Here is a 26,415-nt window from a genome sequence, read left to right on the forward strand (position 1 = left end):
AGTGGCGCGACGCCACTTGGCCCCCCATAAGGTGTCGGGCAGAAATCAGCCGCAGAAATGCGGCCGCATCCGAGGCTGTGGCGCTTTCCGTGTGACTCTCCAGGGTGCCGGATTGGCTTTCCCGCCACTGGTGGGGGCAGGATGCGTAACCGGGCGCGAGGGTCTGGCAAACGGACCCGGGTCCGGGGACTGTCCGAGGGCCCTGGCAGCATCGGCTTCGATCTCACGCCTCAATGGCAAGAAGAACACGGGAGTACAACATGAACCGCAGTGAGCTGGTGGCCGCTCTGGCCGACCGCGCCGAGGTGACCCGCAAGGACGCCGACGCCGTTCTGGCCGCCCTCGCCGAGACCGTCGGCGAGATTGTCGCCAAGGGCGACGAGAAGGTCACCATCCCCGGCTTCCTGACCTTCGAGCGCACCCACCGTGCCGCTCGGACCGCGCGCAACCCGCAGACGGGCGAGCCGATCCAGATCGCTGCCGGTTACAGCGTGAAGGTCTCCGCGGGCTCCAAGCTCAAGGAAGCCGCGAAGGGCAAGTAAGCCTTCAGGGGCCCACAAGCCTCCAGCGCGAAAGGGCGGCCACCCGGGGAGGGTGGCCGCCCTTTCGGCGTAACCACGGCGCAAACGGCCTGTGAACGGCCCGTGAAGCCCGTAACGGCCCGTCAGGGCCCGTACGGGCCTTCGAGGCCCGGAAACGGGCCCTACGGGCCGTCAGGGGTTTTGCGTATCGGGCGTCGGAGCCGCTCGGCAGCTCCACGTTGGCGCCGAGGTCCTTCAGCTTCTGCATGCTGTACTGACCCGGGGGATGACCCCCGGACCCCCAGCCGGCCGCTGGTCAGACCGCCGAGCCGCCGGGCAGCTCCACGTTGGCGCCGAGGTCCTTCAGCTTCTGCATGAAGTTCTCGTAGCCGCGGTTGATCAGGTCGATGCCGTGGACCCGCGAGGTGCCCTCGGCGGCCAGGGCCGCGATCAGGTACGAGAAGCCGCCGCGGAGGTCGGGGACGACCATGTCGGCGCCCTGCAGCTTCGTCGGGCCGGAGACGACCGCGGAGTGCAGGAAGTTGCGCTGGCCGAAGCGGCAGGCGGAGCCGCCCAGGCACTCGCGGTAGAGCTGGATGTGCGCGCCCATCTGGTTGAGCGCGGAGGTGAAGCCCAGGCGCGACTCGTACACCGTCTCGTGGACGATGGACAGGCCCGAGGCCTGCGTCAGGGCCACGACCAGCGGCTGCTGCCAGTCGGTCTGGAAGCCGGGGGCGACGTCCGTCTCCAGCGCTATGGCGTTGAGCGAGCCGCCCGGGTGCCAGAAGCGGATGCCCTCGTCGTCGATCTCGAAGGCGCCGCCGACCTTGCGGTAGGTGTTGAGGAACGCGACCATCGAGCGCTGCTGGGCGCCGCGGACGTAGATGTTGCCCTTGGTGGCCAGCGCCGCGGACGCCCAGGAGGCCGCCTCCAGGCGGTCCGAGAGCGCGCGGTGGTTGTAGCCGCCGAGCTTGTCGACACCGGTGATCCGGATCGTCCGGTCGGTGTCCATGGCGATGATCGCGCCCATCTTCTGCAGCACGCAGATGAGGTCCTCGATCTCCGGCTCCACGGCCGCGTTGGACAGCTCCGTGACGCCCTCCGCCAGGACGGCGGTCAGCAGCACCTGCTCGGTCGCACCGACCGAGGGGTAGGGCAGACGGATCTTGCAGCCGCGCAGCCGCTGCGGGGCCTCCAGGTACTGGCCGCCCTCGCGCTTCTCGATGGTCGCACCGAACTGGCGCAGGACCTCGAAGTGGAAGTCGATCGGCCGGCCGCCGATGTCGCAGCCGCCCAGGCCGGGTATGAAGGCGTGGCCGAGGCGGTGCAGCAGCGGGCCGCACAGCAGGATCGGAATGCGCGAGGAGCCGGCGTGCGCGTCGATGTCCGCGACGTTGGCGCTCTCCACGTACGTGGGGTCGAGGACCAGCTCGCCGGGCTCGTCGCCGGGGCGGACCGTTACACCGTGCAGCTGCAGCAGCCCCCGCACGACGCGCACGTCACGGATGTCGGGGACGTTGCGCAGCCGGCTGGGGCCGTGCCCGAGCAGGGCGGCGACCATGGCCTTGGGCACGAGATTCTTCGCGCCGCGGACGCGGATCTCTCCCTCGAGCGGGGTACCGCCGTGGACAAGCAGGACATCGTCAGGGCCGGTCATGGATCTCGCGTTCCTGGAGTTGGGCAGGGGGCAAGAAGAAAGGGTAATGGGACCGGAGGGCCCTTCTGCCGCCCTGAGGGGCTTGGAAGTACGTCATGGGTTTGTCACAACACTCTGCGTTTATGGAATGGTAGCTACCGGTTATCGCCGGGTCGCTGCCGGTCATTTGCGCGGGCGCTGCTCTCGTACGCCCCCTCGCCGCCCCCGGCCCATCACCGCCGCCCACTCCCCGCAGGGCCCCGGAATGCGGGATCATGGCGCCATGACCGAGGTGTCCTCGCTCACAGGACGGCTGCTCGTCGCGACACCGGCGCTGGCGGACCCGAATTTCGACCGCGCGGTGGTGCTGCTGCTCGACCACGACGAGGAGGGCTCGCTCGGCGTGGTCCTGAACCGGCCGACCCCGGTCGGGGTCGGCGACATCCTCCAGTCCTGGGCCGCGCTGGCCGGCGAGCCCGGAGTGGTCTTCCAGGGCGGCCCCGTCTCGCTGGACTCGGCGCTGGGCGTGGCCGTGGTGCCCGGGGAGCCCCGCGAGAGCGGCGGCGACCCCTCGGCCGGCGACGGCCCGCTGGGCTGGCGCCGGGTGCACGGGGCCATCGGGCTGGTCGACCTGGAGGCCCCGCCGGAGCTGCTGGCCACCGTCCTGGGCTCGCTGCGGATCTTCGCCGGCTACTCCGGATGGGGCCCGGGCCAGCTGGAGGACGAGCTGGTGGAGGGCGCCTGGTACGTGGTGGAATCCGAGCCCGGCGACGTGTCCTCGCCCGACCCGCAGCAGCTGTGGAGGGCCGTACTGCGCCGTCAGCGCAACGAACTCGCGATGGTCGCCACCTATCCGGACGACCCGAGCCTCAACTGACGGGGGCCGGCCCCAGTACCCTTGGGGACCATGAGCACTCTCGAGCCCGAGCGCGGGGCAGGTACCGGCACCCTCGTAGAGCCGACACCGCAGGTGTCGCACGGCGACGGCGACCACGAGCGCTACGCCCATTACGTCCAGAAGGACAAGATCATGGAGAGCGCGCTCTCCGGTTCGCCGGTCGTGGCTCTCTGCGGCAAGGTCTGGGTTCCCGGGCGCGACCCGAAGAAGTACCCGGTCTGTCCGATGTGCAAGGAGATCTTCGACGGCATGGGCGCCGGCGGCGACGACAAGGGCGGCAAGGGCGGCGACAAGAAGTAGCCCCCACCCGGCTGTCCCACCCGGGCTTTCGACGGCTCCCGGGGCGCGATCACGCGCCCCGGGAGCCGTTTGCTCTTGTCGGGACGGGTCGGCCGCCTCTAGCCTCCTCCTCGTTCGGTTGTGCACTGCGAAACGCTCATTGCGTATGTTGCAACGCCTGCCCGCTGAGGGGGTCCCGTGCCGCGACCACCGCTCCGAACGGCCGCTCTGCTCGCCGGGGCGGTGCTCCTCGCCACGCTTCCCGGCGCCGTCACGGCCTGCGCGCCCGCCACCTCGGCCGGCGGCCCGTCCGGTGACCGCGCCACCGGCACGCTGCGCGTCTGGCTCTTCCGGGAGGTGGACAACGCGCCCAAGGCGGCGGTCGTCGCCGAGGCCGTGGCCGCCTTCGAGAAGGCCCACCGGGGGGTGCGGGCGGAGGTCACGTACATCCCGGTCGAGACCCGCGCCCAGCGGATCAAGGCGGCCTTCAACGATCCGAAGAGCGCGCCGGACCTGATCGAGTACGGCAACACCGACACCGCCGGCTACGTCCGCGACGGCGGTCTGGCCGACGTCACGGCCGACCTCGCGGCCTGGGAGGACGCCCGGGACGCCGACCCGGCGGCCAAGCGGTCCGTGACCGTGGACGGCAAGCTCTACGGCTCCCCGCTGTTCGTGGGCGTACGGGCGCTGTACTACCGCACGGACGTCTTCGCGGAGCTCGGCCTGCGGCCGCCGCGCACCCTGGGCGAGCTGGCCGCCACCGCCCGGCGCGTCCACCGGGAGCGGCCCGGGCTGTACGGGCTGGTGGTCGGCGGGGCCTACACCTACGGCGCCCTGCCGTTCGTGTGGGCGCACGGCGGGGAGATCGCCGAGCGCAAGGGCGCCCGCTCCTACGCCGCCGCGATCGACGGCCCGGCGGCGAAGCGGGGCATCGAGGCGTACACGGCCCTCTTCGGCGACGACAACTGCCCCGCGAGCCGGTGCGCGCGGATGACCGGCAACGACACCGTCCAGGCCTTCGCGTCCGGCAAGGCCGCCATGGCCATCGCCGGCGACTTCAGCCACCAGGCCGTCGAGCACGGCAAGGTCAAGGGCGCCTACGCGGTCGTCCCGCTGCCGGGAGTGCGCGAGGGGCGGATCGCACCGGCGTTCGCAGGCGGGAACAACATCGGCGTCCTGCGGAGCAGCGCGCACCGCACCCTGGCCGTGGGCCTGATGAAGTCCCTGACCGGCAAGCGCACCCAGGCCCGGCTCTTCGACGCGATGGGCTTCCTGCCGACGTACCCGGACGTCCGCGCCGACGCCGCCCGGACGCGGCCCTTCGTCGAGCCCTTCGTGCGCACGCTGGCCGCCGGCGCCCGGTCCGTACCGGCGTCACCGGCCTGGGCGGCCATCGACGCGGGGCAGGTGCTGCCGACGATGCTCCAGGAGGTCGCGAGCGGCCGGAGGGGCGTGGACGCGGCGGCGGCGAGCGCGGCGCGGAAGATGGACGACGCGTTCCGGAACAAGGCGTTCCGGTCGTGAGGGGGCCGGCGCCGGGCCGGACCCGGCAGTCCTGGACGCCCTGGCTGTACCTCGCCCCCGCGCTGACCGTCGTCGGCGGCCTGCTGTTCTACCCCATCTACCAGCTCGGCCTCATCTCCTTCCTCGAATACACCCAGGCCCAGGTCAGCGGCGGCGAACCGACCGCCTTCCGGGGCCTGGCCAACTACCGCGCGATCCTGGGCGACGGACAGTTCCGGCAGGTCCTCCTGGCCACCGTCCTCTTCGCCGCAGCGTGCGTGGCGGCCACCCTGGTCGCCGGCTGCGCGCTGGCCGTCCTGCTGACGCGGATACGGGCCCTGCCGCGCCTGGCGCTGATGCTCGCCGCCCTCGGGGCCTGGGCGACGCCCGCCATCACCGGGTCGACCGTGTGGGTCTTCCTCTTCGACCCGGACTTCGGCCCCGTCGACAAGCTGCTGGCCGGGCTCGGGCTGAGCGGCTTCGAGGGGTACGCGTGGACGTACGGCCGCTACAGCGCCTTCGCGCTCGTCCTGCTCGAGGTCGTGTGGTGCTCGTTCCCGTTCGTCATGGTGACCGTCTACGCGGGCATCAGGGCCATCCCCGAGGACGTGCTGGAGGCGGCGGCCCTGGACGGGGCCTCGCGGTGGCGGATCTGGCGCGACGTCATGGCGCCGATGCTGCGGCCGGTCCTGGTGGTCGTCACCCTCCAGTCGGTCATCTGGGACTTCAAGGTGTTCACGCAGATCTACGTGATGACCAACGGCGGCGGCATCGCCGGACAGAACCTGACCCTGAACGTCTACGCCTACCAGAAGGCGTTCGCCTCCTCCCAGTACAGCCTCGGCTCGGCGATCGGGGTGGTGATGCTGGCGATCCTGCTGGCGGTGACGCTCGGATATCTGTGGCTGCTCAGGCGCCAGGGGGAGGAGATATGACCCGGCCGTGGCGGTTCGCGGCGGAGGCGGTGGCGCTGCTGACGGCCGCCGTGGTCGCCTTTCCGCTGTTCTGGATGGTGCTCTCCGCCGTCAAGCCGGCGGGGGAGGTGCAGAGCGACCGGCCGCGCCCCTGGACGCTGCACCCGTCCCTGGACGCCTTCCGGCGCGTCCTCGGCCAGCAGGACTTCGGGCGGTACTTCCTCAACAGCCTGCTGGTCGCCTCCGTCGTGGTCCTCGCCTCGGCGCTCATCGCCTTCCTCGCGGCCACGGCGGTGACCCGCTTCCGGTTCCGCTTCCGTACGACCGTGCTGGTGATGTTCCTCGTCGCGCAGATGGTGCCGGTGGAGGCGCTGACGATCCCCCTCTTCTTCCTGATGCGGGACCTGGGGGAGAGCGTGCCGGGCATCGGCCTGGACACCCTCGGCTCGCTGATCCTGCCGCACATCGCCTTCTCCCTGCCCTTCGCCGTCTGGATGCTGCGCGGCTTCGTCAGGGCGGTGCCCGAGGCGCTGGAGGAGGCGGCGTATCTGGACGGGGCGAGCCGGAGCCGGTTCCTGTGGCGGATCCTCTTCCCGCTCGTCTTCCCGGGACTGGTGGCGACGAGCGTCTTCTCCTTCATCTCCGCTTGGAACGACTTCCTCTTCGCCAAGTCCTTCATCATCAGCGCCACCGAGAACTCCACCCTGCCGATGGCGCTCCTCGTCTTCTTCAAGGACGAGGGCAACGACTGGGGCGGCATCATGGCCGCCTCGACCTTGATGACGGTCCCCGTGCTGGTGTTCTTCGTACTCGTACAGCGCAGGCTCGTATCGGGCCTGGGCGGAGCGGTAAAGGACTGACGATGCCCGATCTGATCCCGGCCCCGCGGCGGATGCACAACGTGCCGCCCCCCGGGCTGTACGTCCTCGACGACGAAACCCTGATCGAGGCGCGCCCCGGTACGGAGGGCGTCGCGCACTGGCTGCGCACGACGGTCGGAGCGGCGACCGGTCTGCCGCTGGCGCCGGGGGGCGACGACGACAATCGCATCGTGCTGAGCGTCGACCCGTCCGTCGAGCGGGAGCTCGGCCCCGAGGGCTATCGCATCGTCATCGACGGCTACGCCGTGCGCCTCGACGGGGGCAGCGCCGCCGGAGTCTTCTGGGCGGCGCAGACTTTCCGTCAGCTGCTCGGAGCCGACGCCTTCCGGCGGGCGCCGGTCCGGCCGCGGGCCGCATGGCACGTGCCGACGGTCGTCGTCGAGGACGCGCCCCGCTTCCGCTGGCGGGGCGTCCTGCTCGACGTGGCCCGCCACTTCCTGCCCAAGGACGGCGTGCTGCGCTACCTCGACCTGCTCGCCGCGCACAAGCTCAACGTCCTGCACCTCCACCTGACGGACGACCAGGGATGGCGCCTGGAGATCGAGCGCTACCCGAGGCTGACGGAGGTAGGCGCCTGGCGGGCCCGGACCAAGGTCGGGCACCGGGCGTCCCCGCTGTGGGACGAACGGCCGCACGGCGGCTACTACACGAAGGACGACATCCGCGAGATCGTCGCGTACGCCGCCGAACGGCACATCACGGTCGTCCCCGAGATCGACGTCCCCGGCCACTCGCAGGCGGCCATCGCCGCGTACCCCGAACTCGGCAACACCGACGTCGTCGACACCACCGCCCTGTCCGTCTGGGACACCTGGGGCGTCAACCCGAACGTGCTCGCCCCCACGGACACCGTCCTCGCCTTCTACGAGAACGTCCTCACCGAGGTCCTCGACCTCTTCCCGTCCCCCTTCGTCCACATCGGCGGCGACGAGTGCCCCAAGGACCAGTGGAAGGCGTCCGCCACCGCCCAGGCCCGCATCGGGGAACTGGGTCTGACGGGGGAGGAGGAGCTGCAGAGCTGGTTCATCCGCCACTTCGACCGGTGGCTGGCCGAGCGGGGGCGGCGTCTCGTCGGCTGGGACGAGATCCTGGAAGGCGGTCTGGCGCCGGGGGCCGCCGTCTCCTCCTGGCGCGGCTACGCGGGCGGCATCGCGGCGGCCCGGGCCGGCCACGACGTCGTCATGTGCCCCCAGGAGCACGTCTACCTCGACCACCGCCAGGCGGACGGCGACGACGAGCCCGTCCCCATCGGCTACGTCCGCACCCTGGAGGACGTCTACCGCTTCGAGGCCGTACCGCCCGGGCTGACGCAGGCCGAGGCCGCCCACGTCCTCGGCGCCCAGGCCAACCTCTGGACCGAGGTGACGGAGACCCAGCAGCGCGTCGACTACCAGGCGTTCCCGCGACTGGCCGCCTTCGCCGAGACGGTCTGGTCCACCCTCCCCGCCCCCGGCCGGCGCGACTACGCGGACTTCGAACGCCGGATGGCCGCCCACTACCCCCGCCTCGACGCCCTCGGCGTCGACTACCGCCCGCCGGGCGGCCCGCGCCCCTGGCAGCGCCGCCCCGGCGTGCTCGGACGCCCGATCGAGGGTGCGCCCCCGATCGTGTGAGCCGCGCCGGAAGGTGACGAACCGTGTGGCGGGGCCCTGGCACGGTGGTCCTTCACACACTGCCGTAAGCCGCCGTAAGCCGCACAAGGATCGTCGAAGCATGGCAATGCGCCCACAATGCTCACAGCGGAGAGAGTGCCCGAACCCGGACTTTCCTCCCGAGCGGGGACGGTCCGGCGGTTCGCGGACCCTCGCGACGGCGGCTCCGGAAGATGTGCCAGAGTTGCCACGTCCGGGCCGACAGCACGTACCGTACGGCGAGACCTGGCGGAACAGTCGGGACCTCCGGGGAAGGGGCAGCTGGGTTGACCACGCACGCACCGCAGGCGGCGCACACGGTGACGTTGCCGGGCTCGCTCGACGAAGCCGTGGCGGCGCTGGCCGCCATGCCCACCGCCGTGCCCGTCGCCGGCGGCACCGACCTGATGGCCGCCGTCAACTCCGGGTTGCTGCGACCCGCCGCGCTCGTGGGCCTCGGCCGCATCAACGAGATCCGCGGCTGGCAGTACCAGGACGGCGCCGCCCTGCTGGGCGCCGGCCTCACCCACGCCCGTATGGGCCGCCCGGACTTCGCCGCCCTCATCCCCGCCCTCGCCACCGCCGCCCGGGCCGCCGGCCCGCCCCAGATCCGCAACGCCGGCACCCTCGGCGGCAACATCGCCTCCGCCTCGCCGACCGGTGACGCGCTGCCCGTCCTCGCCGCGCTCGAGGCCTCGCTCGTCATCGCCGGCCCCGGCGGCACCCGCCGCGAGATCCCCGTCGGCCGCCTCCTCGCCGGGCTCGACATGCTCCGGCCGGGTGAGCTGATCGGGTACGTCCGGGTGCCGCTCCTGCACGCCCCGCAGACCTTCCTCAAGGCCACCGGCCGCACCGGCCCCGGCCGGGCGATCGCCTCCGTGGCGGTGGTCCTGGACCCGGCGCGCCGCAGCGTGCGCTGCGCGGTCGGCGCGGTCGCGCCGATGCCGCTGCGCCCGTTCGACGCCGAGCGCTGGGTCTCCTCGATCGTCGACTGGGACGGCGAGCGCACCCTCGCGCCCGAGGCCTGCGCCGCCTTCGGCGAGTACGTGGCCGCGGCGTGCATCCCCGACCCGACACCCGCGCAGTCCGCGCTGTCCCCCACGGACGGCGCCGAGCCGGGTACCCTGCCGCCGGCCGTGCTGCATCTGCGTCGTACGGTGGCGACTCTGGCCCGCCGAGCACTGGGGAGGGCACTCGCGTGAGTGACGAACAGCAGCGACAGACCCATGTGCCCGCGCCCGGCGCGGGCGGCTGGCAGCCCATTCCGCAGGGCGCCGGGCTCGAGGCGGAGGGCACGACCTTCCTCCAGCTCCCGCCCGAACTCCTGGCGCACCAGGGCTCCGCGGGCTGGGGCCCCTTGGCGGCCCCCGGCACCGGGTACACCCCGCCCGCCGCGGACTCCTGGCCGCACCCTGCCCCCGAGCCCTACGCCGAGCCGGCGCCCGTCCCGGTGGGCGGGCCGCAGGAGCAGGGGCACTGGGACGGGGCGTACGAGGCCTCTTACGGGCAGCACGCTCAGCACGGCCAGCACCTGACCGGTGGTGGCGAGGGCGTCCCCGCCGATCCGCACGCCGTGGGTGGCGTGTCCGACGGCGGCATGTCCGAGACGGCGCAGTGGCCGATGCCGTTCGCCCCGGACGCGGGCGAGGGCGCCGACTCCACGCAGCAGTGGACGGTTCCGGCGGCCGGGGACGACTCGGTGGAGGAGTCCGGCGAGTACGTCCTGCGCGAGACGGGCGCGCCCGGTCCGGCCGATCAGGTCGATCCGGTCGATCCGGTCGACCAGGCCGGGCAGCAGCACGGCACCGACACCGGGCACGTCGGCGGGCTCGACCACTTCGACCACCACACCGGTCACGTCGGCCACGTCGGTCATGTCGACCAGAGCGGCCAGTGGTCCGTGCCGGTCGCGCCCGGCGACACGGTGGACGAGTCGGGCGAGTACGACCTGGGCACCCTCGACGGGGTCACCGGTGCGGGCGAAAGCCCCGTCGCCGAGTGGACGGCCGGCGCCGGGCTTCCGGCGGCGCCCGAGGCCATGGCACAGGCCGGGCCGGTGACGGAGCCGGAGCCCGAGCCCGAGCCGGCCGACGGTATCCAGGCGGTCGAGCACCCCGGGCACCACGAACACCACGCGGGCATCGGCGGCATCGACACCGTCGATCATCCGGGACCCGGCGAGGCCCCTGCGGCCGCCGAGGACACCGGAACCCCGGAGGCCCCGGAAGCGCCCGAAGCCACGGCCGTCCCCGCGCCCACCGCCGAGCCGGACGCCCCCGCCTACCCGCACCTCCACGCGGAGCCGGAGCCGACGACGGAGACCCTGGCGGCGGCCGGTGCCGAGGCCGGGGCGTACCCCGAGCCGGAGGCCGGCCCGCAGGACGAGCACCCCTGCGCCTCGTACGTCCTCAGCGTCAACGGCACCGACCGGCCCGTCACCGACGCCTGGATCGGGGAGTCCCTGCTGTACGTCCTGCGCGAGCGCCTCGGCCTCGCCGGCGCCAAGGACGGCTGCTCGCAGGGCGAGTGCGGCGCCTGCTCCGTCCAGGTCGACGGCCGGCTCGTCGCCTCCTGCCTCGTACCGGCCGCGACCACGGCCGGCGCCGAGATCCGTACGGTCGAGGGCCTGGCGGCGGGCGGACAGCCTTCCGACGTGCAGCGCGCGCTCGCCGAGTGCGGGGCCGTGCAGTGCGGCTTCTGCGTGCCCGGCCTCGCCATGACCGTGCACGACCTGCTCGAGGGCAACCACGCCCCGACCGAGCTGGAGACCCGGCAGGCCATCTGCGGCAACCTCTGCCGCTGCTCCGGCTACCGGGGCGTGCTCGACGCGGTGCGCCAGGTCGTCGACGAGCGCGCCGAGGCCGCCGCGGCCCTGGAGGAGGACCGGGAGCAGCAGGCGGACACGGAGACGGCACGCATCCCGCACCAGGCGGGTCCGTACGGTGACGGCAGCGACGGCACCGGCGGCAGTGGAAGGGCGATGGCATGACGGGAATGGGCGGGACGGCCGGAATGGGCGGGACGGGGGGCACGGCGGGCGCGGGCGACATTCCCGCCTCCGTCCTCACTGCCTCCGTCGCGCCGCCGCCCGCCGCACCCGAGGCCCCGCTCCGCGGCCTCGGCGTCTCCCTCCCTGCGGCCGACGCGGCCGCCAAGACCCAGGGCACCTTCCCGTACGCGGCCGACCTGTGGGCCGAGGGCCTGCTGTGGGCCGCGGTGCTGCGCTCCCCGCACCCCCACGCCCGCATCCTCTCGGTCGACACCTCGGCCGCCGCCGCGATGCCGGGCGTACGGGCCGTGGTGACGCACGCGGACGTACCCGGCGACGCCGCCCACGGCCGGCGCATCGCCGACCGCCCCGTCTTCGCCTCCGACCTGGTCCGCTACCACGGCGAGCCGATCGCCGCCGTCGCCGCCGACCACCCCGACACCGCGCGTCTCGCCGCGGCGGCCATCGCCGTCAAGTACGACGTGCTGGAGCCGGTCACCGACCCGGAGCAGGCGTTCGCCGCCGAGTCGCTGCACCCCGACGGCAATCTGATCCGCCACATCCCGCTGCGCTTCGGCGACCCCAAGGTGGTCGGCGAGGTGATCGTCGAGGGCCTGTACCGCATCGGCCGCCAGGACCCGGCCCCCATCGGCGCCGAGGCCGGCCTGGCCGTGCCCCGCCCGGACGGCGGCGTCGAGATCTACACCGCCTCCACCGACCCGCACGCCGACCGCGACCTCGCCGCCGCCTGCTTCGGCCTGGAGCCCGAGCGCGTGAAGGTCGTCGTCACGGGCGTCCCGGGCGCGATGGGCGACCGCGAGGACCCCGGCACCCAGCTCGCCCTGGGCCTGCTGGCGCTGCGCACGGGCCACCCCGTCAAGCTGGCGGCGACCCGTGAGGAGTCCTTCCTCAGCCACGCCCACCGCCACCCCACGCTGCTGCGCTACCGCCACCACGCGGACGCCGAGGGCAAGCTGCTGAAGGTCGAGGCGCAGATCCTGCTCGACGCGGGCGCCTATGCCGACTCCTCCTCGGAGGCGCTGGCCGCGGCCGTCGCCTTCGCCTGCGGCCCGTACGTCGTCCCGCACGCCTTCGTCGAGGGCTGGGCCGTCCGCACGAACAATCCGCCGTCGGGCCATGTGCGCGGCGAGGGCGCGATGCAGGTGTGCGCCGCGTACGAGGGCCAGATGGACAAGCTCGCGGCGAAGCTCGGCATGGACCCGGCGGAGCTGCGGATGCGCAACATCATGGCGACGGGCGATCTGCTGCCGACCGGCCAGACGGTGACCTGCCCGGCCCCCGTGGCCGAACTCCTGCGCGCGGTGCGCGACTACCCGCTGCCCGCCCTGCCGATGGACGGCCCCGAGGACGACTGGCTGCTGCCGGGCGGCCCCGACGGCGCCGGCGAGCCGGGCGCGGTGCGGCGCGGCGTCGGCTACGGCCTGGGCATGGTCCACATGCTGGGCGCCGAGGGTACGGACGAGGTCTCGACGGCCACGGTCAAGGTCAGCGGCTCGGTGGCCACGGTCATCTGCGCGGCCGTGGAGACCGGCCAGGGCTTTACGACCCTGGCCCGCCAGATCGTCCAGGACGTCCTGGGCATCGACGAGGTATACGTGGCCCCCGTCGACACCGACCAGCCCCCTTGCGGCCCGGCGGCCCACAGCCGCCACACCTGGGTCTCGGGCGGCGCGGTGGAGCGGGCGGCACGGATGGTCCGTACCCAGCTCCTGCAGCCGCTGGCCCACCAGTTCGGCATGTCGACGGAGCTGCTGACGATCGCCGACGGCAAGATCACCTCGTACGACGGGGTGCTGAGCACGACGGTCGCCGAGGCGCTGGACGGCAAGGAACTGTGGGCGACGGCCCAGTGCCGCCCGCATCCGACGGAACCGCTCGACGACACCGGCCAGGGCGACGCCTTCGTGGGCATCGCCTTCTGCGCGGTGCGGGCGGTCGTGGACGTGGACGTGGAGCTGGGCTCGGTACGGGTCGTGGAGATGGCCGTGGCCCAGGACGTCGGCCGCGTTCTCAACCCCGCCCAGGCCAGGGCCCGCATCGAGGCCGGCATCACCCAGGGCGTGGGCGCCGCGCTGACGGAGAACCTCCGCACCAACGCCGGCCAGGTCCGCCGCCCGGACCTCACGGCGTACGCCCTGCCGACGGCGCTCGACGCGCCGGACATCCGCATCGTCAAACTGGTCGAGGAACGCGACGTCGTCGCCCCCTTCGGCGCGAAGGCGATCAGCGCGGTGCCGGTGGTCACGTCCCCGGCGGCGGTGGCGGGCGCGGTCCGCGCCGCGACGGGCCGCCCGGTCAACCGCCTGCCGATCCGCCCGCAGACGGCGGCGGCCACGCCGGGCGGCACACCGGGGGTTTGAGTACCCGTACTCAGGTGAACGTCACTGCCTGTCAGTAACCTTGGGGCGGCATTGTTACGGGGCTGACGCGAGGGGCGGGACGGACGTGGGCGCGGGTGGGGACGCGAGACTGCACGCGGAACTGGCAACACTCAAAGGCTTCAGGGGCGAGGTCGAAGAACTCCTGACCCACCTCGAGTCCTCCCAGGCGGCCCCGCACCGGGTGGCGGACGCCCACCTCGTCCCGGCCCAGCTGGGCGTCAACTTCGCCGAGGTCGACTCCCTCTACAGCGCGTACAACGAGGTCCACGCCCAACTGAAGACCCTCGCCCAGCTCCTGAGCGACCAGATCGAGGCCCTGGGCACCGCCGTCCACGCCGCCCGCGTCGGCTACGCCAACGTCGACGCGGACCTGCGCGACCGCATGTGGGCGATCCAGGCCCGCACCAAGGAGCTGTACAACCCGAAGCTCGACCCGAACACGAGGGCGGCGAGGACGAGGGCGGGGGCGCACATGTCTCCGCAGAGCCAGCCGCAGCCGCAGCCGCAGCCGCACGCCAGCAACGAAGGAGAGATCTGATGACGACGACTCCCCCTGGACCTGCCGGTGGCCCTGCTGGTGGCGGTGTCAGCCCGCTCATCCGCCGCCTTCCCAGCAGCGGCTTGTTCACGACCTCGGACTTCGAGTCGATGTCGCACGAGCAGCTGCAGGCGATGATCGAACACGCCGACGCCGAGTCGACCAGCGCTCTGGGCTGCAAGCTCACCAGCGCAGCCGGTGCCATGAACAAGCTCGGCGAGCGCCTGAAGGAACACGCCTCCGGCGTGGAGTGGGAGGGCCTGGGCGGCGACGCCTTCCGCGAATGGGTCGCGGACATGGCCAACGCGACGCTGCGGCTGAGTGACTTCAGCAAGAACGCGGGCTCGTGGATGACCCACGCTGCGGCCACTCTCGCCGGGGTCCAGTCCGCGATGCCGACGGTGTCGTCCACCTCCCAGGCCACGCTGGCCGCCTACAAGGCCAGCAATCCGGGGCAGGTGGGGGCGGTGCCGGCGCCCACGCTGTCGGATCAGAGCGGGGGGCTGCAGAAGGAGGGGGCGTCGGGGCCTTCGCAGAAGGAGGCTTACGCGGCGCAGGCGCAGCTGGATGCCGATCGGGCTGAGGCGGCTCGGCTGATGCGGAAGCTGGCGGAGTCCTATGCGTGGTCGGCGCGGAATATCTCGGGGGCGGGGGCGCCTACGTTTCCGCCGATGCCGGGGGATGCGCCGGTGGGCGATCCCCACCGAGACCCGGAGTACCTCCCCTTTCCTGGAGGGAGCGGAGGGGGCGCTGGGGCTGCCTTTGGGCCTGCTGGCATGTCACCCGGGACGCAGGGCGGCGGAGCGCAGAGTGTTGCATCCGTGCCTGGTGGGGCGAGAGGCATTTTTGGCGCAGTAGGGAGCAGTGGCGGCGTGCCCGGAATTCAGCCGAGTGCCCAGCCAGTCTCCATGGAAGTTGACGGCGGAGTTGCAATGCCCGAGGTGGCGACCCTGCCATCTGGCGGGGCGCCAGCACACTTGCCGCATGGTGGTGGCACGTCAAACACCTCGCCGGTGACACCAGTAGCGGGGCCCCCGGTGCCGCCGATGGGTCATGTTCCTGCGGAACTGGGCAGAGGGACGACGGGGCCCATTCGGGGACAGCGCCAAGGAACCGTGCCGGGCATCCCGGGGCGTGGCCTTGTCGGCGGGCTCGGCTCGGTGCCTGGATTGCCTCGAGATGGCGTGGTCGGCGGCCGGCCGGTGCCCCGTACGTCGGCTCAGGTTCCGACTCAGGTACCGCGAGGCACAGTCATCGGTACGGAGCCTGGACAAGCACGCACAACGATGGGCTTTGGGGTGCCCCACGCGGCGCCTTCCGCGCCCCCTACTAGCCGCGTAGGCGGAGGAAGCGGTCGACGATTGGCCTTCGAACCTGGCGGGGTCGTCGGCGGTAGTGGCCAGCGTCGAGTCGGCGCATCGGGGGATCGGGCCTTCACACCTGGCGGGTCGGGTCTTGTGAGAAGTCCTGGAGGAGTTAACTCCGCCGCCGGTCGCAGCACTTCGCGGCAAGGGCAGCGCCCGGACTACCTGGTGGAGGAAGAAGAGACCTGGTCCCAGGGGACTCGTCGTGTCGCACCTCCCGTCATCGATTGATCACAGGCGGAGGCGGGAGAAAGACATGCGTTGCAGCTCAGCTGAAAATGGCCGGCGGCGGAAACGTGCTGCCTGTGGTGTAGCGGCGTTTCTCGTGCTCGCTGCCTCTGCGGGGGCAGCTCAGGCCGACTCGATCCGTTCCCGACAGTGGTACTTGGACGCGATGCGGGCCGAGGAGATGTGGCAGACCAGCACAGGTGCAGGGATGACCATAGCTGTCGTTGACAGCGGTGTGGATCCGGAGCTGGGAGACCTTCAAGGCCAGGTTCTTCCTGGTGAGGACTTCTCGGGTATCGAGGGAGGCGCACACTCCGACTACGACGGTCATGGGACGAGTATGGCTGTCCTTATTGCGGGGACTGGGAAGAGTAATGGTGGAGCTGGATCATATGGTCTTGCCCCCGGGGTAAAGATTCTACCGCTACGGGTAATTAACAGTCATGCACCGGCCACGAGGGTGCTGCCGGGCGACTCAGTCTCGTCGGCGATCCGATACGCGGCGGATTCGGACGCGAAGATCATTAATATCTCGATGGGCGGACCAGCGGAGAGCTCGCAGCAGGCAGAGGCAGTGGACTATGCGATCTCCAAGGGGAAACTGATCTTCGCTGCTGTCGGAAATTCTGGGCACAAGGAGAATCGGATCGAATTCCCGGCAGCGTACCCAGGGGTCGTAGGCGTGGCTGCTGTTGATCAAAACATCAAAGCAACGGAAGAATCCCAAAGAGGGGCTCAAGTGGACCTTGCGGCTCCTGGCGCCAACATGGTCTCCACTTGTAAGGGCGGCACTGGTCTTTGCCGTGGCCACGGCACAAGTGACGCCACCGCCCTAGCCTCCGCCTCCGCCGCCCTCATCTGGTCCGCGCACCCCGACTGGACGGCAAACCAGGTCCTGCGCGTCCTCATCAACACCGCCGGCGGCCCCAAAAGCGGCGAGAAGCGCAGCGACACCATCGGCTACGGCGTAGTCCGTCCCCGCATCGCCCTGCAGAACGCAGGCGACCCCGGCCCACCCAACGTGAGCCCGCTCCCCGAACTGGCCGGAGCATCGGCCACTCCGGCACCCACCGCCGAAGGCGCCCCGCAAGCCGGCGCCGACAAGAGCGACGACAACGCTGTGCTGTCCAAGCGCAACGTCCTCGCAGTCAGCATCGCCCTGGCTGCCGTCGCCGTGGTCGGTGTGCCTCTGCTCGTCTTCGCCACGCGTCGCCGCAGGCACCTGCCCCGGTAGACGCCCCCCTCCCGCCATCTGCACTTGAGGTCACACCATGACGGATGCCCAAACTCCCCAGCAGCGCCAGGAATCACGAATAACCTTGGCCTCCGCCGGCACCGGCGGAGGAGGCGACGTTCACAAGGCGAGCGTCCGTCCCTGGACCGCCGCCGCAGGTGTCGCAGGCGAACTGCACCAGGGAATGGACACCGCGGTCAGGGACCTCGGTCACGCTCACGACGGCATTAAGTCCGACACCGCCGGTTTCGCCAGCGCAGCAGCCCTCAGTGGAATCCTCAGCGGCTGGGAAGCTCGCTTGAGCGCTGTCCGGGATGAGTGCAAAAAGCTTGATGGCGCCCTGAAGAAGGCCGGAGTCGACTTTGGTGAGAATGAGGCTGCGGTGAAGGCTTCGTTCGACTCGTCCGGCGGTCGGTCGAAGATCGACGAATACAGCCGGTGGCGGTGACCTGCCGTGGTGACTATCGATGAGCTGAGAAACCTTGACACATCCAAGTTCGCCAAGGCGGCCGAGGGGTGGAGCCGAGTCAGCAACCGTGCGAGCGCAGCGAGAGGTCGTGTGGATCACGAGATCATCGCAAAGCTCGGAAGTACCCAGAAAGGTACTGCTGCGACGGCGGCTATGGGAAGCTTGGACCGGCTCAGCAAGAACTACAGGTACATCCACGCCGAGTGTGGTCTCATCCGCACAGCCCTCAGCGGCCTTGCCGAAGAGCTGGTCGCTCCTCAACGCAAGCTGAAACAGGCTCTCGAGGACGCGGAAGGGCTGAAGTTCACGGTTAGGCCTAACGGCTCGGTTGAGTTTCCCAAGAGCCCGGGGACACCGGCGCCCTCACTCCCGCTACCGGCCGCGCCGGGGGGAATGCCTGCATTGATGAATCCGGACAGTACGCCGGACCCGAATCAGGCGAAGGCCCAGGATATCGCCAATCGAATCGGTGAAGCGCTCAAGGAAGCGAGCGAGATTGATGGACGGTACGCCAGAGCTCTGACAAAATTGATTGCCGACGGAGACCTGAACAAGACTGATCTTTCGGACGTCGCGCAAGACCTCAAGGACGTGCGCGCTGCGGCAGGGCGACACTTCTCGGACTCAAAGATACCCAAGGGCAAGTCCCCCAAGGAAAACGCCGACTGGTGGAGTAAACGTACCCAGGCGGAGCGGGATGAACTCGTGTCCCTTTACCCGGCAAGCATCGGTGCTTTGAACGGCTTGCCTGCAGTTGTCCGCGATGAGGCAAATCGGGTTGTGCTTGCCGAGGCGCATCTCGACATCAAGCAGAAGATAGACGAGCTCGGAAGGCATGAGCCCACGAAGCTCGTTGTTAGTCGTGGCGAACGCCCGTCCATCTCCACCAGTGCGGAGTGGGTCGAGTGGAAAGATAAGCGCGACTCCCTCAAGAAGCATCTGCAAGGTATCGAGGACATCGAGAGTCGCTTGAGCCGATCTGCATACGTGGAAAAGCCTGGCGAACGTCCCGTACCCGAGGCGTATCTGCTGGGCTTCGACACCAAGGGAATCGGCCACGCTGTTGTCGCCAATGGAAATCCGGATACGGCCGCCCACACGGCCGTGTACGTGCCTGGCACCACCTCCCGCCTTAGTAACATCGAAGGTAATATCAAGCGCATGGAGAAGCTCTGGTCGACTAGTACGGACATGGCAGACGGTCAAAGTGTTTCTACCATTACTTGGCTCGGCTACGACGCGCCGCAGAGTCTTGCCGTCAATTCGCCAGAGACTAAGTATGCAAATGAAGGCGGACCTAAGCTGAATGAATTCCTGAATGGACTTCGAACCACGCACCACGGTGCGCCAAGCCACTTGACGGTCGACGGGCACAGCTACGGCAGTACTGTGATTGGCTCGGCAGCTCGCCAGGGAACCCTTCCCGTGGATGATGTATTTGTTGAGGGGAGCCCTGGTATGCAGGTAGGCCACGCTTCGAAGCTCGACGTCAAGGCGGATCACGTATGGGCGGCCGAGGCGGATAGTAACCCCTTCCTTAAGGGTATGCCGGTCGCGATCCCGGGGCTCGCGGACGATAAACATGGCGGTTTCCATGTCCCATTCATCACGAGCGACCCGGTTCCAGAGCTTGGTGGGTGGAAGCACGCGCCTAAGAAGCTCGACGTAGATCTGCTTCCGTCTTGGGTCGACGGTGACGGAATGAGTGTGATTTCGACAGTCACTCCCACTGATCGTGAATTCGGTGCCAACATAGTTGCCACGGGTAAGTCGAGGGGGCACAGTGGGTACTGGGACATGGAGTCTGAAAGTATCCGCAATCAGGCTCGTATCGTCGTTGGTAAGTACGACAAGGTGACGCTGGAAGATGACTGAATCTCCGATGGGCTATCTTCCTCGAAGTAATAGGATTCCTTCTGGGATCGCCGCTTTTGTGTGCTCTGCGGTTCTCGCTTTGACAGGATGTGCATCCACTGTGAATAAAGGGCTTGGCTATGAGCCGGAGAAGATGGCAGTAGATGACGCAAAGGAGCTGGTGCGACGCCAGTCCAGTCTCATTCTTGACGTCTCAGGTCTGAAGTACGAGACAACGAATGGTGCGCCTGTCGTGAGCAGATGCGGAGAGGTTGAGAACGGATACCGTGTCAGTCACTCCTGGAAGGTATTTGGGCCATCTAGGGAAGTCCTGACCCAAGCCCTTGAGCGGCTTCACGCCGAACTTCCCAAGCGAGGCTGGAAAACCTACCGATTCGAGCAGGCGAATTCGAAGGCCCGGCAGATGCAACTAGACGTCGAGGACCTCAAGCTCCATCACACCGTATCGATTGAGGAAGATTTCGTCTCGCGGGATCAGGGCGCAGGAAAGTGGGAGAAGGCCGGCCGTGATGGTCTGTTCGTCTACTTGAACTCGCCGTGTTACGTGGATCCTGCGTACAAGGGTGACGGCTAACCGAAGAATCCGATGCACCGGTCAGTACTTTCAGGCCGTCACTGACTTCTCTGCGGCCTTTCGGCCAGGCATGCGCGACGCCGAGCGGCGTGGCCGAAGGGCCTATCCCGTTGGAACAGCCATCCCTGATGGCAGCCTGTCTGGGGCGGCAAAATCAGCGCACCGCACTTCGCGCAGTTCTGGCTGGCTGCCATCGACCCGAGGTTCCGGGAAGAGGGCGACCTGACGGACGCGGAGTTGAGAGACGTCGTCAGAGCTGCTTTGAGTGAGGTGGATGCGCTCTGACGGCGGTGCGAGCTGGTTCTTTCCGGGGCGCCTAGCGCTTGGCGTAATCGGCGAAGCCTTGCCAGTCGATGAAGACGCAGGGGTCGTCGCCGAGGACCCAGGCGTCGTGGCCGGGTGGGCAGATCATGTAGTCGCCCGGGCCAAACTCCGCCTCTTCGCCGTCGTTCATCACGACCTTCATGCGGCCCCCGATGACGTAGCCCGTGTGCGAGGCCTCGCAGCTGTCCGTTCCCGCGATCGGCTTGACGTGCTTCGACCATTTCCAGCCCGGTTCGAACGTCGCCCGGCCGACTGGGCCTGCGCCCACATTCACCAGTTCGAGGCGTCCCTTCCCTTCTTCGAAGGGGCGGACCTCCTCCGGTGAGTCGAAGCTCTTGCGTACGAGACCGGCCATGGAGACTCCTCCTTGAGCAGCGGGCAGCCACCCTCTCGAAGCTAGCCGTGGGTGCGGCTGGCTGCGAGACGTGGAGGGCCGGGCGAGTGACGGCGGGGTCAGAGCAGGTGGTCCAGCTCGCCGCGTTTGGCCGATTCGATCAGGTTGCGGAGGCCTTGGGGGGTGGTGCGGATCAGTTCGTCCGGGTGCGTTGTCTCGCGCAGTATTGGCGTGCCGTCCGGGGTGTGGCCGATCTGGATGCAGGCGTTGCCGCCGTTGCCGCATAAGGGGGCTTGCCAGCGGATCTCGGGCATGGGGAGTGGGCCTTTCAGAGCTGTTGGGCGACGGTTCGAATGAAGTCTCGTGACTTGGTCTCGTCAAGAGCGCAGGTCTCCATCGCGTCGAAGAGCTGGCGATAGTTGGCCAGCTGCATGTCGGAGTCGATGAAGACCGATCCGTGAGAGGTGTCGAGCTGCACGGTGTCCAGCTGTCGGACCGGTCCGCAGGCGTAGAGGATGGTCTGCCCGGCGCCCGGGAAGCCGCCGGCCGTGAACGGGATGACTCGGAGGCTGACGCGGTCATGTTCGCTGACTTCGAGCAGGTGCCGGAGTTGGGCGCGGGCCACGTCGCGGCCGCCGAACTGCATCCGTAAGGCGCTCTCGTGGACGATCGCGTCGTACTCGGGAGCGTCCTGGCGGTCGAACACCTGGCGGCGCAGGAGGCGGTGGGAGACGCGGAGGTCGACCTCGCCTGCGGGGAGACGGGGAATCACCAGGTCGAAGATCGCGCGGGCATGGTCTTCCGTCTGCAGGAGCCCGGGGATGTGCGACGTCAGTGCGTTGCGAATCCTGGCGGCGTGCCACTCGAGCTCGGCGATGTCCAGGAAGAAGGCGGGGAGCGAGCCTCTGTACTCCTCCCACCAGCCCTTGGAGTGGTCCTGTGCCATGTCGGCGAGGGCGTCGACCAATGTGGCGTCCGGGCAGCGGTAGTTACAGGCGAGCGTGCGCACGCGGGTCGGGCTGATGCCGAAGCGGCCGGCTTCCGTGTTGGAGATGCGGGTGCGGTCCACGCCCAACAGGGCGGCCGCGTCCGAGGCGGACATCCCCGCCTGCTCGCGAAGTTGGCGGAGCGCGGCGCCGAGACGCCGTTGTCGGATCGTCGGGTTGCTTCTCGGTGGCATGCGATGCCCTCTCGCTGAAACTGGCACACAGTCTGCCCGCAGGCGGCGATGACATCCAGCGAAGCCGTAGGTAGCACACGGTTTCCGGCGAGTAGGTAGCACAGGGCTTCCCGAGGCGCTACCTTCGGTACCACTTCGCTCACACGCCGTGGCGCCGGAAGTGCACCGCGTGAGCATGCCCTCCTTCCCTGGGTGGGGTGTGTCCGCGCCCAGGGAGGCAGGCCACCGGTTGCTGTCCGCGTGCGAGAACTCCCTCTGTCTGTCGACATGACCGCGCTTGGAGTCCGCGCATGAGCAACAACGCACTCTGTTCGACGGCCGGTTCGGCGCGCATCGCGCCACCGTCCCCGCCCAGCCGTCACAACCTCAACTACTCGTTCGGTCTGCCGGGCGGTGCCTACTGCCTGGGCATGGCCCGGGGCGCCGTGAAAGGCGTGCTCAACGCGCACGGACTGGCCGACCTGGCCGAGCTCGGATCCCTCGCCGCCTCCGAACTGCTCGGCAACGCCCTCGCGTTCACCCCGAACCGTGGCGTCAGCCTCGACCTGCGATGGCGGTTCGGGGTGCTGCGGGTGACCGTGTTCGACGAGCATCCCGAGCATGCGGAGAGCAGCGGTGCCGGGAGCGCCTGCCGGGCGTATCGGCGGGAGGCGCTGGCAACGCTCGAAGCCGTCGTGGGTCGGTGCGGGGGCGTCGTCGGGATCGCTGCTGCCGAGAAGCCGCTCAGTGGGAGCAAGCTGTGGGTCGTCGTGCCCGGGGAGGCGGGGAAGCGTTATGCCGCGCTTTGAGATGTGCTCACACGGCGGCGGGTGGAGCGAGGTCGGCAGCCCCGGTGAGGTGCAGTGCCGGTGCTGCGGGGTGCGGCGGTTCCGGCACTACGGGGCCGTCCGGCCCGGCGGGTTGCCCCACGCGCTCGTGCCCTCCGTGCCGGAGAGGAGAGCCGCCGACCTGGCCGCCGCCCGGCAGGTGGCCTTCGCCGTGGGGGTGGCCAGGTGGTCGTCGCCCCGCGCTCACCGCCCCAGGTAGACGTTCAGCACCAGGGTCACCGGGCCGGGACAGGCCAGCGCGCCCACCACCACCGCTCGGGTGGCCGGGGCGAGGCCCATGCGCTTCAGGGCGTACCAGATCGCCGCCAGCACCGCCGCGGCCGCGGCGAGGATTCCTGCCACCTGGAGGAGGAAGCCACCCGCCTCCGTCCCGTCGCCCTCCGCGGCTCCCCACATGGCGATCATCGCCACGACCACCAGGCACAAGCCGGTCGCTTGAACCGCTATCGCCCACAGAATCCCCGCCAGGATCTTCATGAGGCGGTTGTTTCGCGGCGGCGTCGGGGTGTGCGCAGGTACAGCGTTGTACATCAGACGTGTCCTTCAAGCAGAGAGCTAGCTGAGCGGCAGGAGCCAGTGGGCGTCGTCGCGGTAGTCCGTCGGGGACGCCGTGAAGTCCAGGGCGGTCGAGCCCGGAGGGACGTTGACGTGCAACTTCACCGTCACCTTCTGGTGGGGCGCGAGCTCCTTCGGGAACCAGGGGTTCTCGCGGTCGAACGTCGGGCTCATCGGGCCGGTGGGGGTGAGATCCCCCGGCAGGACCTTCTCTTCCATGTCGATTCCGTTCCAGGCCAGCCGAACGGACTTCTTCTGGTCGTTCACGTACGTCACCGTGTACTCGTAGGTCAGTTCGCCCTTCACCAGGGCGACGTCACCAGGGAGGTTCGGGACACGGCGGGCCTTGCCCACCGTCACCTTCATGCCGTCCCGGTAGCGCGCCGTTCCGCCCGGGCCGAGCGGGGTGCCCCCGTACTTCGCGCCCTTCGAGACCAGGTCCTGGGGCCGGTCGTCGAGGTGGGAGAGCCCGTTGACGAACCACGCCGTCAGGCCGAGGCAGACCACCGTCGCCGTCGTGCCCACGATCAGCCCCGCGAGCGCCGGTCCGCCCTCGTCCGTCTCGCCGCGCTTGACCTTCCCCCGCCCGATCAGACCGCAGATCGCGGCGGCCAGTCCGATGGGAATGGCGAAGGGGATGCCGATGAGTGTCAGGGAGGCCAGGACCGCCAGCACGGCCAGCACCAGCGACGCCATGCCCACGCCGTTGGGCTGCTTCGGCATCAGGTCGGGGAGGTCCGGCAGCGGCTTCGTCTTCATGCATTGATCACACACGCCGCACGGGCCCTCCCGGGAGCGCCCGTTCACTCAAACCGGCCTGAGTAGTCGTACCCATGTTCGCCCTACGTAAGGTACGCATAAGGGGTCGCTGAAGGCCCTGTCACGACTGATCGGGACGAGTGGGTTGAGCAAGAGAGTGGCGACGGTCGACGCCGAAGCGGTGATCGCCGAGGCGCGCAAGGCGTTCTTCGTGATGTTCGGCTTCCTGGCCGTGGTCTGGGTCGTGCAGCTGGCCAACTGGGGGAGCGACTATCGCTTCGCCCGCGACTTCGCCGTGATCGCCGGCAGGACCGGGAGCCTTCCCGACATTCTCACCGCCCCCTTCCTGCACCTGAGCTGGGAGCACATCGAGAGCAATTCCGGGCCGCTGTTCGTCTTCGGATTCCTGGCCGCCTATCGCGGGGTGGCGCGCTTCCTCGGACTGACGGCGCTGGTGGCCGTCGTCAGCGGCCTCGCCATCTGGATGTTCGAGCGCGACGGCGTCGGCACGGTCGGAGCCAGCGGGCTGGTCTTCGGGTACTTCGGTTACGTCGTCGTCCGCGGGTTCTTCGACCGGCACCTCATCGACAGCCTCGTCGGCGTCGTCATGGGGGCCTCCTACGCCTACACCCTCACCCTGACCGTTCCCGGCACGCCCGGCATCAGCTGGCTCGGCCACCTCGGCGGGCTGGTCGGGGGCGTCATCGGCGCCTGGGTCTTCCGCGACCGGCGGGCCCCTGCCGTCGCCCCCGCCGCCGCCCCCGCCGTCCCGGACGGCAGCAGCCCCGCCGGCCATCCCCGCGCCGACCTGCACAAGGAACTGCGCGACCTCGGACTGCTCTGAGCCGGGCGCAGAGACCGGGTACCGTCCGAGGCCGGGCGAACGGCATCCGCTCCCGTAGCAGCTCGCCGAAGGGGCTCCTAGTCTGGTCGCAGGGGTCGAGTTACTTCGATCCGAGGAGCCTCCCATGAGGAAGAACAGGAAGGGCGCCTGGCGCGCTGCGGGAGTCGTCACCGCATTCGCCACGGCCGCCGCGATCGTCTCCGCCACCCCGGTGCAGGCTCAGCCCACCGCGCAACTGTCAGCATGGATCACCGACGGCTGGGGCGGCGGAACCGTCACCAGCCAGCCCGCCGGAATCAACTGTCACACGACGGCATGGGACCCGTACTCGGGCAATGACCCGCCGGAGAACCCGACCGGCGCCTGCACCGCGAGCTTCGAGGTCGGAACGACGGTCACCTTCACCGCCACCCCCGACCCGGGGTCCTACGTCAACTTCGGCCCCATGCCGAATCCCGTGACCGTGCAGAACGGCTACAACTTCACGTGGGCGATGTTCTGCCCGAACGACGGTCTCTGCTCCGCGGGCTAGCGGTAGAGGCCGTGGCGGGAATCGAACCCACGTAACTCGCTTTGCAGGCGAGCCCCTAAGCCACTCGGGCACACGGCCGTGTTCACGTCGTCTCTTGCTTCCGACGACCTTCCGACGACCATGACCCTACGGTCCTCCCCGCCCCGCTTCAATGGGGCTTTCAGCCCTGCCATATGGCCGACATGCGCTGTTCACGTCCCCAGGAACGACTCCACCAGCGGGCGGAACATGTCCGGCTCGTCCACCCACGGGTAGTGCCCCACCTCGTGCAGCGGGCGCACCACCGCGCGCGGGAAGGAGGCGGCCACGGCCTCGCCCGCGCGCATGCCCGTCACCGCGTCGCGGTCACCCGTGACGACCAGCACCGGGCACCGTACGTCCCGCAGCGCGCGCAGCAGGTCCAGGCGTGCCGTCTCGTCGACGCCCTGCCAGAAGCCGGCGCGGGGGACCGGGTTGAGCTGGTCGGGTTCGCCGGCGGCGTGGGCGCGCTGGGTGGGGGTCCAGCGGGCGTACGCCATGGGGGCCGCGCGCAGGAGGAGGGAGCGGACCTCGGCCAGGTCGGTGGCGGCGGCCAGGGAGTGGACGGCCACGTAGGCGTCGACCCACCACTCCTCCGTGGCGCGGGACTCGAAGATCTCCTCGGCGTCCGTGGGGAGTTCGCCCTGGAGGCGGGAGCCGGGGGCGACGAGGACCAGATGGGTCAGGTATTCGCCGTGCGCGGCCGCGTACGCCTGGGCCGTCGCGCAGGCCGCGTCGTGGGCGAGCAGGGCGAAGCGGTCCAGCTCCAGGTGGTCGCGGAGCGACTCCAGGTCGTCGGCCAGGGCCGGGAAGGCGTACGCCGCCGGGTTCCCCGGCGACGGAGAGGCACCCGTGCCGCGGCTGTCGGGGACGATCAGGGTGTGGTGCGCGGACAGGCCCGCCAGGTCCCCCAGGTACGCGGCGTCCCGCCCCGGTCCTCCCGCCAGGCAGACCAGGGGCGGTCCGGCGCCGTCCCCCAGGACCCGGTAGTGCAATTCTGCTGCGTCGTATGAGACGTAGTGAGGCATAAAGCCACCATGCCGGATATCTCCCTTGATCCAGAAGCAACCCAGCCGTGACCGGCCCCGAACCCAAATTCCGCT

At 69.8% G+C, this 26,415-nt stretch carries 26 protein-coding genes and 1 tRNA gene; 19 read left to right on the forward strand and 8 right to left on the reverse strand.

What is annotated here, in order from left to right; genetic code table 11:
• Window positions 1-260 precede the first annotated feature (260 nt).
• A complete protein-coding gene (locus ACIGXW_RS19220) occupies window positions 261-542 on the forward strand; it encodes an HU family DNA-binding protein (protein WP_071961969.1) in 282 nt (93 codons plus the stop codon).
• Window positions 543-837: 295 nt separating this feature from the next.
• Here the strand turns inward: ACIGXW_RS19220 and murA are convergent, their stop codons facing one another.
• Complete coding sequence (gene murA / locus ACIGXW_RS19225) at window positions 838-2,178, reverse strand: UDP-N-acetylglucosamine 1-carboxyvinyltransferase (RefSeq protein ID WP_399574111.1); 1,341 nt, start codon at window positions 2,176-2,178, stop codon at window positions 838-840.
• A gap of 262 nt (window positions 2,179-2,440) precedes the next feature.
• Here murA and ACIGXW_RS19230 point away from each other — a divergent pair, with 262 nt between their 5' ends.
• The 14 genes from ACIGXW_RS19230 to ACIGXW_RS19295 all read left to right on the forward strand — a co-directional run bounded on the left by ACIGXW_RS19230 (window position 2,441) and on the right by ACIGXW_RS19295 (window position 19,939).
• A complete protein-coding gene (locus ACIGXW_RS19230; RefSeq protein ID WP_071961971.1) occupies window positions 2,441-3,034 on the forward strand; it encodes a YqgE/AlgH family protein in 594 nt (197 codons plus the stop codon).
• Between the two features lie 30 nt (window positions 3,035-3,064).
• Complete coding sequence (locus tag ACIGXW_RS19235; RefSeq protein ID WP_109281359.1) at window positions 3,065-3,355, forward strand: DUF3039 domain-containing protein; 291 nt, start codon at window positions 3,065-3,067, stop codon at window positions 3,353-3,355.
• 177 nt (window positions 3,356-3,532) lie between these two features.
• Window positions 3,533-4,861: an extracellular solute-binding protein gene (locus ACIGXW_RS19240; RefSeq protein ID WP_399574112.1), complete on the forward strand. Its 1,329-nt coding sequence runs from the start codon at window positions 3,533-3,535 to the stop codon at window positions 4,859-4,861.
• The gene (locus ACIGXW_RS19245) at window positions 4,858-5,775 is read left to right on the forward strand and encodes a carbohydrate ABC transporter permease (protein ID WP_399574113.1); all 918 of its coding nucleotides are present in this window, start codon (window positions 4,858-4,860) and stop codon (window positions 5,773-5,775) included. The genes ACIGXW_RS19240 and ACIGXW_RS19245 overlap by 4 nt, the downstream gene beginning before the upstream one ends.
• Window positions 5,772-6,614 (forward strand): carbohydrate ABC transporter permease, encoded by an 843-nt coding sequence (locus ACIGXW_RS19250; RefSeq protein ID WP_399574114.1) that lies wholly within the window; start codon window positions 5,772-5,774, stop codon window positions 6,612-6,614. The genes ACIGXW_RS19245 and ACIGXW_RS19250 overlap by 4 nt, the downstream gene beginning before the upstream one ends.
• Before the next feature lie 2 nt (window positions 6,615-6,616).
• A complete protein-coding gene (locus tag ACIGXW_RS19255) occupies window positions 6,617-8,248 on the forward strand; it encodes a beta-N-acetylhexosaminidase (RefSeq protein ID WP_399574115.1) in 1,632 nt (543 codons plus the stop codon).
• Between the two features lie 305 nt (window positions 8,249-8,553).
• Window positions 8,554-9,468, forward strand: coding sequence for an FAD binding domain-containing protein (locus ACIGXW_RS19260; protein WP_071961974.1), 915 nt, complete (start codon window positions 8,554-8,556; stop codon window positions 9,466-9,468).
• On the forward strand, window positions 9,465-11,255 hold the full coding sequence (locus ACIGXW_RS19265) for a 2Fe-2S iron-sulfur cluster-binding protein (protein ID WP_399574117.1): 1,791 nt from the start codon (window positions 9,465-9,467) through the stop codon (window positions 11,253-11,255). The genes ACIGXW_RS19260 and ACIGXW_RS19265 overlap by 4 nt, the downstream gene beginning before the upstream one ends.
• Window positions 11,252-13,636: a xanthine dehydrogenase family protein molybdopterin-binding subunit gene (locus tag ACIGXW_RS19270; protein ID WP_399574118.1), complete on the forward strand. Its 2,385-nt coding sequence runs from the start codon at window positions 11,252-11,254 to the stop codon at window positions 13,634-13,636. Before ACIGXW_RS19265 ends, ACIGXW_RS19270 begins: the two co-directional genes overlap by 4 nt.
• Window positions 13,637-13,721: 85 nt before the next feature.
• On the forward strand, window positions 13,722-14,195 hold the full coding sequence (locus tag ACIGXW_RS19275; protein ID WP_399574119.1) for a hypothetical protein: 474 nt from the start codon (window positions 13,722-13,724) through the stop codon (window positions 14,193-14,195).
• Between the two features lie 1,758 nt (window positions 14,196-15,953).
• The gene (mycP, locus tag ACIGXW_RS19280; protein ID WP_399574631.1) at window positions 15,954-17,021 is read left to right on the forward strand and encodes a type VII secretion-associated serine protease mycosin; all 1,068 of its coding nucleotides are present in this window, start codon (window positions 15,954-15,956) and stop codon (window positions 17,019-17,021) included.
• A 37-nt stretch (window positions 17,022-17,058) separates the two neighbouring features.
• Window positions 17,059-17,469 carry a hypothetical protein gene (locus ACIGXW_RS19285; protein ID WP_399574120.1) on the forward strand — a complete coding sequence of 137 codons (411 nt, stop codon included), beginning with the start codon at window positions 17,059-17,061 and terminating at the stop codon, window positions 17,467-17,469.
• Window positions 17,470-17,478: 9 nt separating this feature from the next.
• Window positions 17,479-19,365: an alpha/beta hydrolase gene (locus ACIGXW_RS19290; protein WP_399574121.1), complete on the forward strand. Its 1,887-nt coding sequence runs from the start codon at window positions 17,479-17,481 to the stop codon at window positions 19,363-19,365.
• Entirely contained in the window at window positions 19,358-19,939 is a 582-nt protein-coding gene (locus ACIGXW_RS19295) for a hypothetical protein (RefSeq protein ID WP_399574122.1), read from the forward strand. The genes ACIGXW_RS19290 and ACIGXW_RS19295 overlap by 8 nt, the downstream gene beginning before the upstream one ends.
• Before the next feature lie 316 nt (window positions 19,940-20,255).
• Here the strand turns inward: ACIGXW_RS19295 and ACIGXW_RS19300 are convergent, their stop codons facing one another.
• The 3 genes from ACIGXW_RS19300 to ACIGXW_RS19310 form a co-directional block, all read right to left on the reverse strand.
• A complete protein-coding gene (locus ACIGXW_RS19300) occupies window positions 20,256-20,618 on the reverse strand; it encodes a cupin domain-containing protein (RefSeq protein WP_399574123.1) in 363 nt (120 codons plus the stop codon).
• Between the two features lie 98 nt (window positions 20,619-20,716).
• Complete coding sequence (locus ACIGXW_RS19305) at window positions 20,717-20,911, reverse strand: hypothetical protein (protein ID WP_399574124.1); 195 nt, start codon at window positions 20,909-20,911, stop codon at window positions 20,717-20,719.
• A 14-nt stretch (window positions 20,912-20,925) separates the two neighbouring features.
• Window positions 20,926-21,777 (reverse strand): helix-turn-helix domain-containing protein, encoded by an 852-nt coding sequence (locus tag ACIGXW_RS19310; RefSeq protein WP_399574125.1) that lies wholly within the window; start codon window positions 21,775-21,777, stop codon window positions 20,926-20,928.
• Between the two features lie 290 nt (window positions 21,778-22,067).
• Between ACIGXW_RS19310 and ACIGXW_RS19315 the strand changes: the two genes are divergently transcribed.
• Complete coding sequence (locus tag ACIGXW_RS19315; RefSeq protein WP_399574126.1) at window positions 22,068-22,565, forward strand: ATP-binding protein; 498 nt, start codon at window positions 22,068-22,070, stop codon at window positions 22,563-22,565.
• 1 nt (window position 22,566) lies between these two features.
• Complete coding sequence (locus tag ACIGXW_RS19320) at window positions 22,567-22,803, forward strand: DUF6255 family natural product biosynthesis protein (RefSeq protein WP_399574633.1); 237 nt, start codon at window positions 22,567-22,569, stop codon at window positions 22,801-22,803.
• Here ACIGXW_RS19320 and ACIGXW_RS19325 read toward each other — a convergent pair.
• Both ACIGXW_RS19325 and ACIGXW_RS19330 read right to left on the reverse strand, forming a co-directional pair.
• Window positions 22,788-23,135 (reverse strand): hypothetical protein, encoded by a 348-nt coding sequence (locus tag ACIGXW_RS19325; RefSeq protein ID WP_399574128.1) that lies wholly within the window; start codon window positions 23,133-23,135, stop codon window positions 22,788-22,790. The two genes, ACIGXW_RS19320 and ACIGXW_RS19325, sit on opposite strands and share 16 nt — an antisense overlap.
• A 24-nt stretch (window positions 23,136-23,159) precedes the next feature.
• On the reverse strand, window positions 23,160-23,918 hold the full coding sequence (locus ACIGXW_RS19330; protein ID WP_399574129.1) for a DUF4190 domain-containing protein: 759 nt from the start codon (window positions 23,916-23,918) through the stop codon (window positions 23,160-23,162).
• Window positions 23,919-24,063: 145 nt separating this feature from the next.
• Here ACIGXW_RS19330 and ACIGXW_RS19335 point away from each other — a divergent pair, with 145 nt between their 5' ends.
• Both ACIGXW_RS19335 and ACIGXW_RS19340 read left to right on the forward strand, forming a co-directional pair.
• The gene (locus ACIGXW_RS19335) at window positions 24,064-24,762 is read left to right on the forward strand and encodes a rhomboid family intramembrane serine protease (protein WP_399574130.1); all 699 of its coding nucleotides are present in this window, start codon (window positions 24,064-24,066) and stop codon (window positions 24,760-24,762) included.
• Window positions 24,763-24,886: 124 nt separating this feature from the next.
• On the forward strand, window positions 24,887-25,294 hold the full coding sequence (locus tag ACIGXW_RS19340) for a hypothetical protein (RefSeq protein ID WP_399574131.1): 408 nt from the start codon (window positions 24,887-24,889) through the stop codon (window positions 25,292-25,294).
• Between the two features lie 6 nt (window positions 25,295-25,300).
• Here the strand turns inward: ACIGXW_RS19340 and ACIGXW_RS19345 are convergent.
• Both ACIGXW_RS19345 and ACIGXW_RS19350 read right to left on the reverse strand, forming a co-directional pair.
• Window positions 25,301-25,372, reverse strand: a tRNA-Cys gene (locus tag ACIGXW_RS19345).
• A 113-nt stretch (window positions 25,373-25,485) separates the two neighbouring features.
• Window positions 25,486-26,340, reverse strand: coding sequence for an alpha/beta fold hydrolase (locus tag ACIGXW_RS19350; RefSeq protein ID WP_399574132.1), 855 nt, complete (start codon window positions 26,338-26,340; stop codon window positions 25,486-25,488).
• Window positions 26,341-26,415: the final 75 nt, after the last annotated feature.

Source organism: Streptomyces sp. NPDC053079 (assembly GCF_044546695.1).
Lineage (GTDB): Bacteria > Actinomycetota > Actinomycetes > Streptomycetales > Streptomycetaceae > Streptomyces.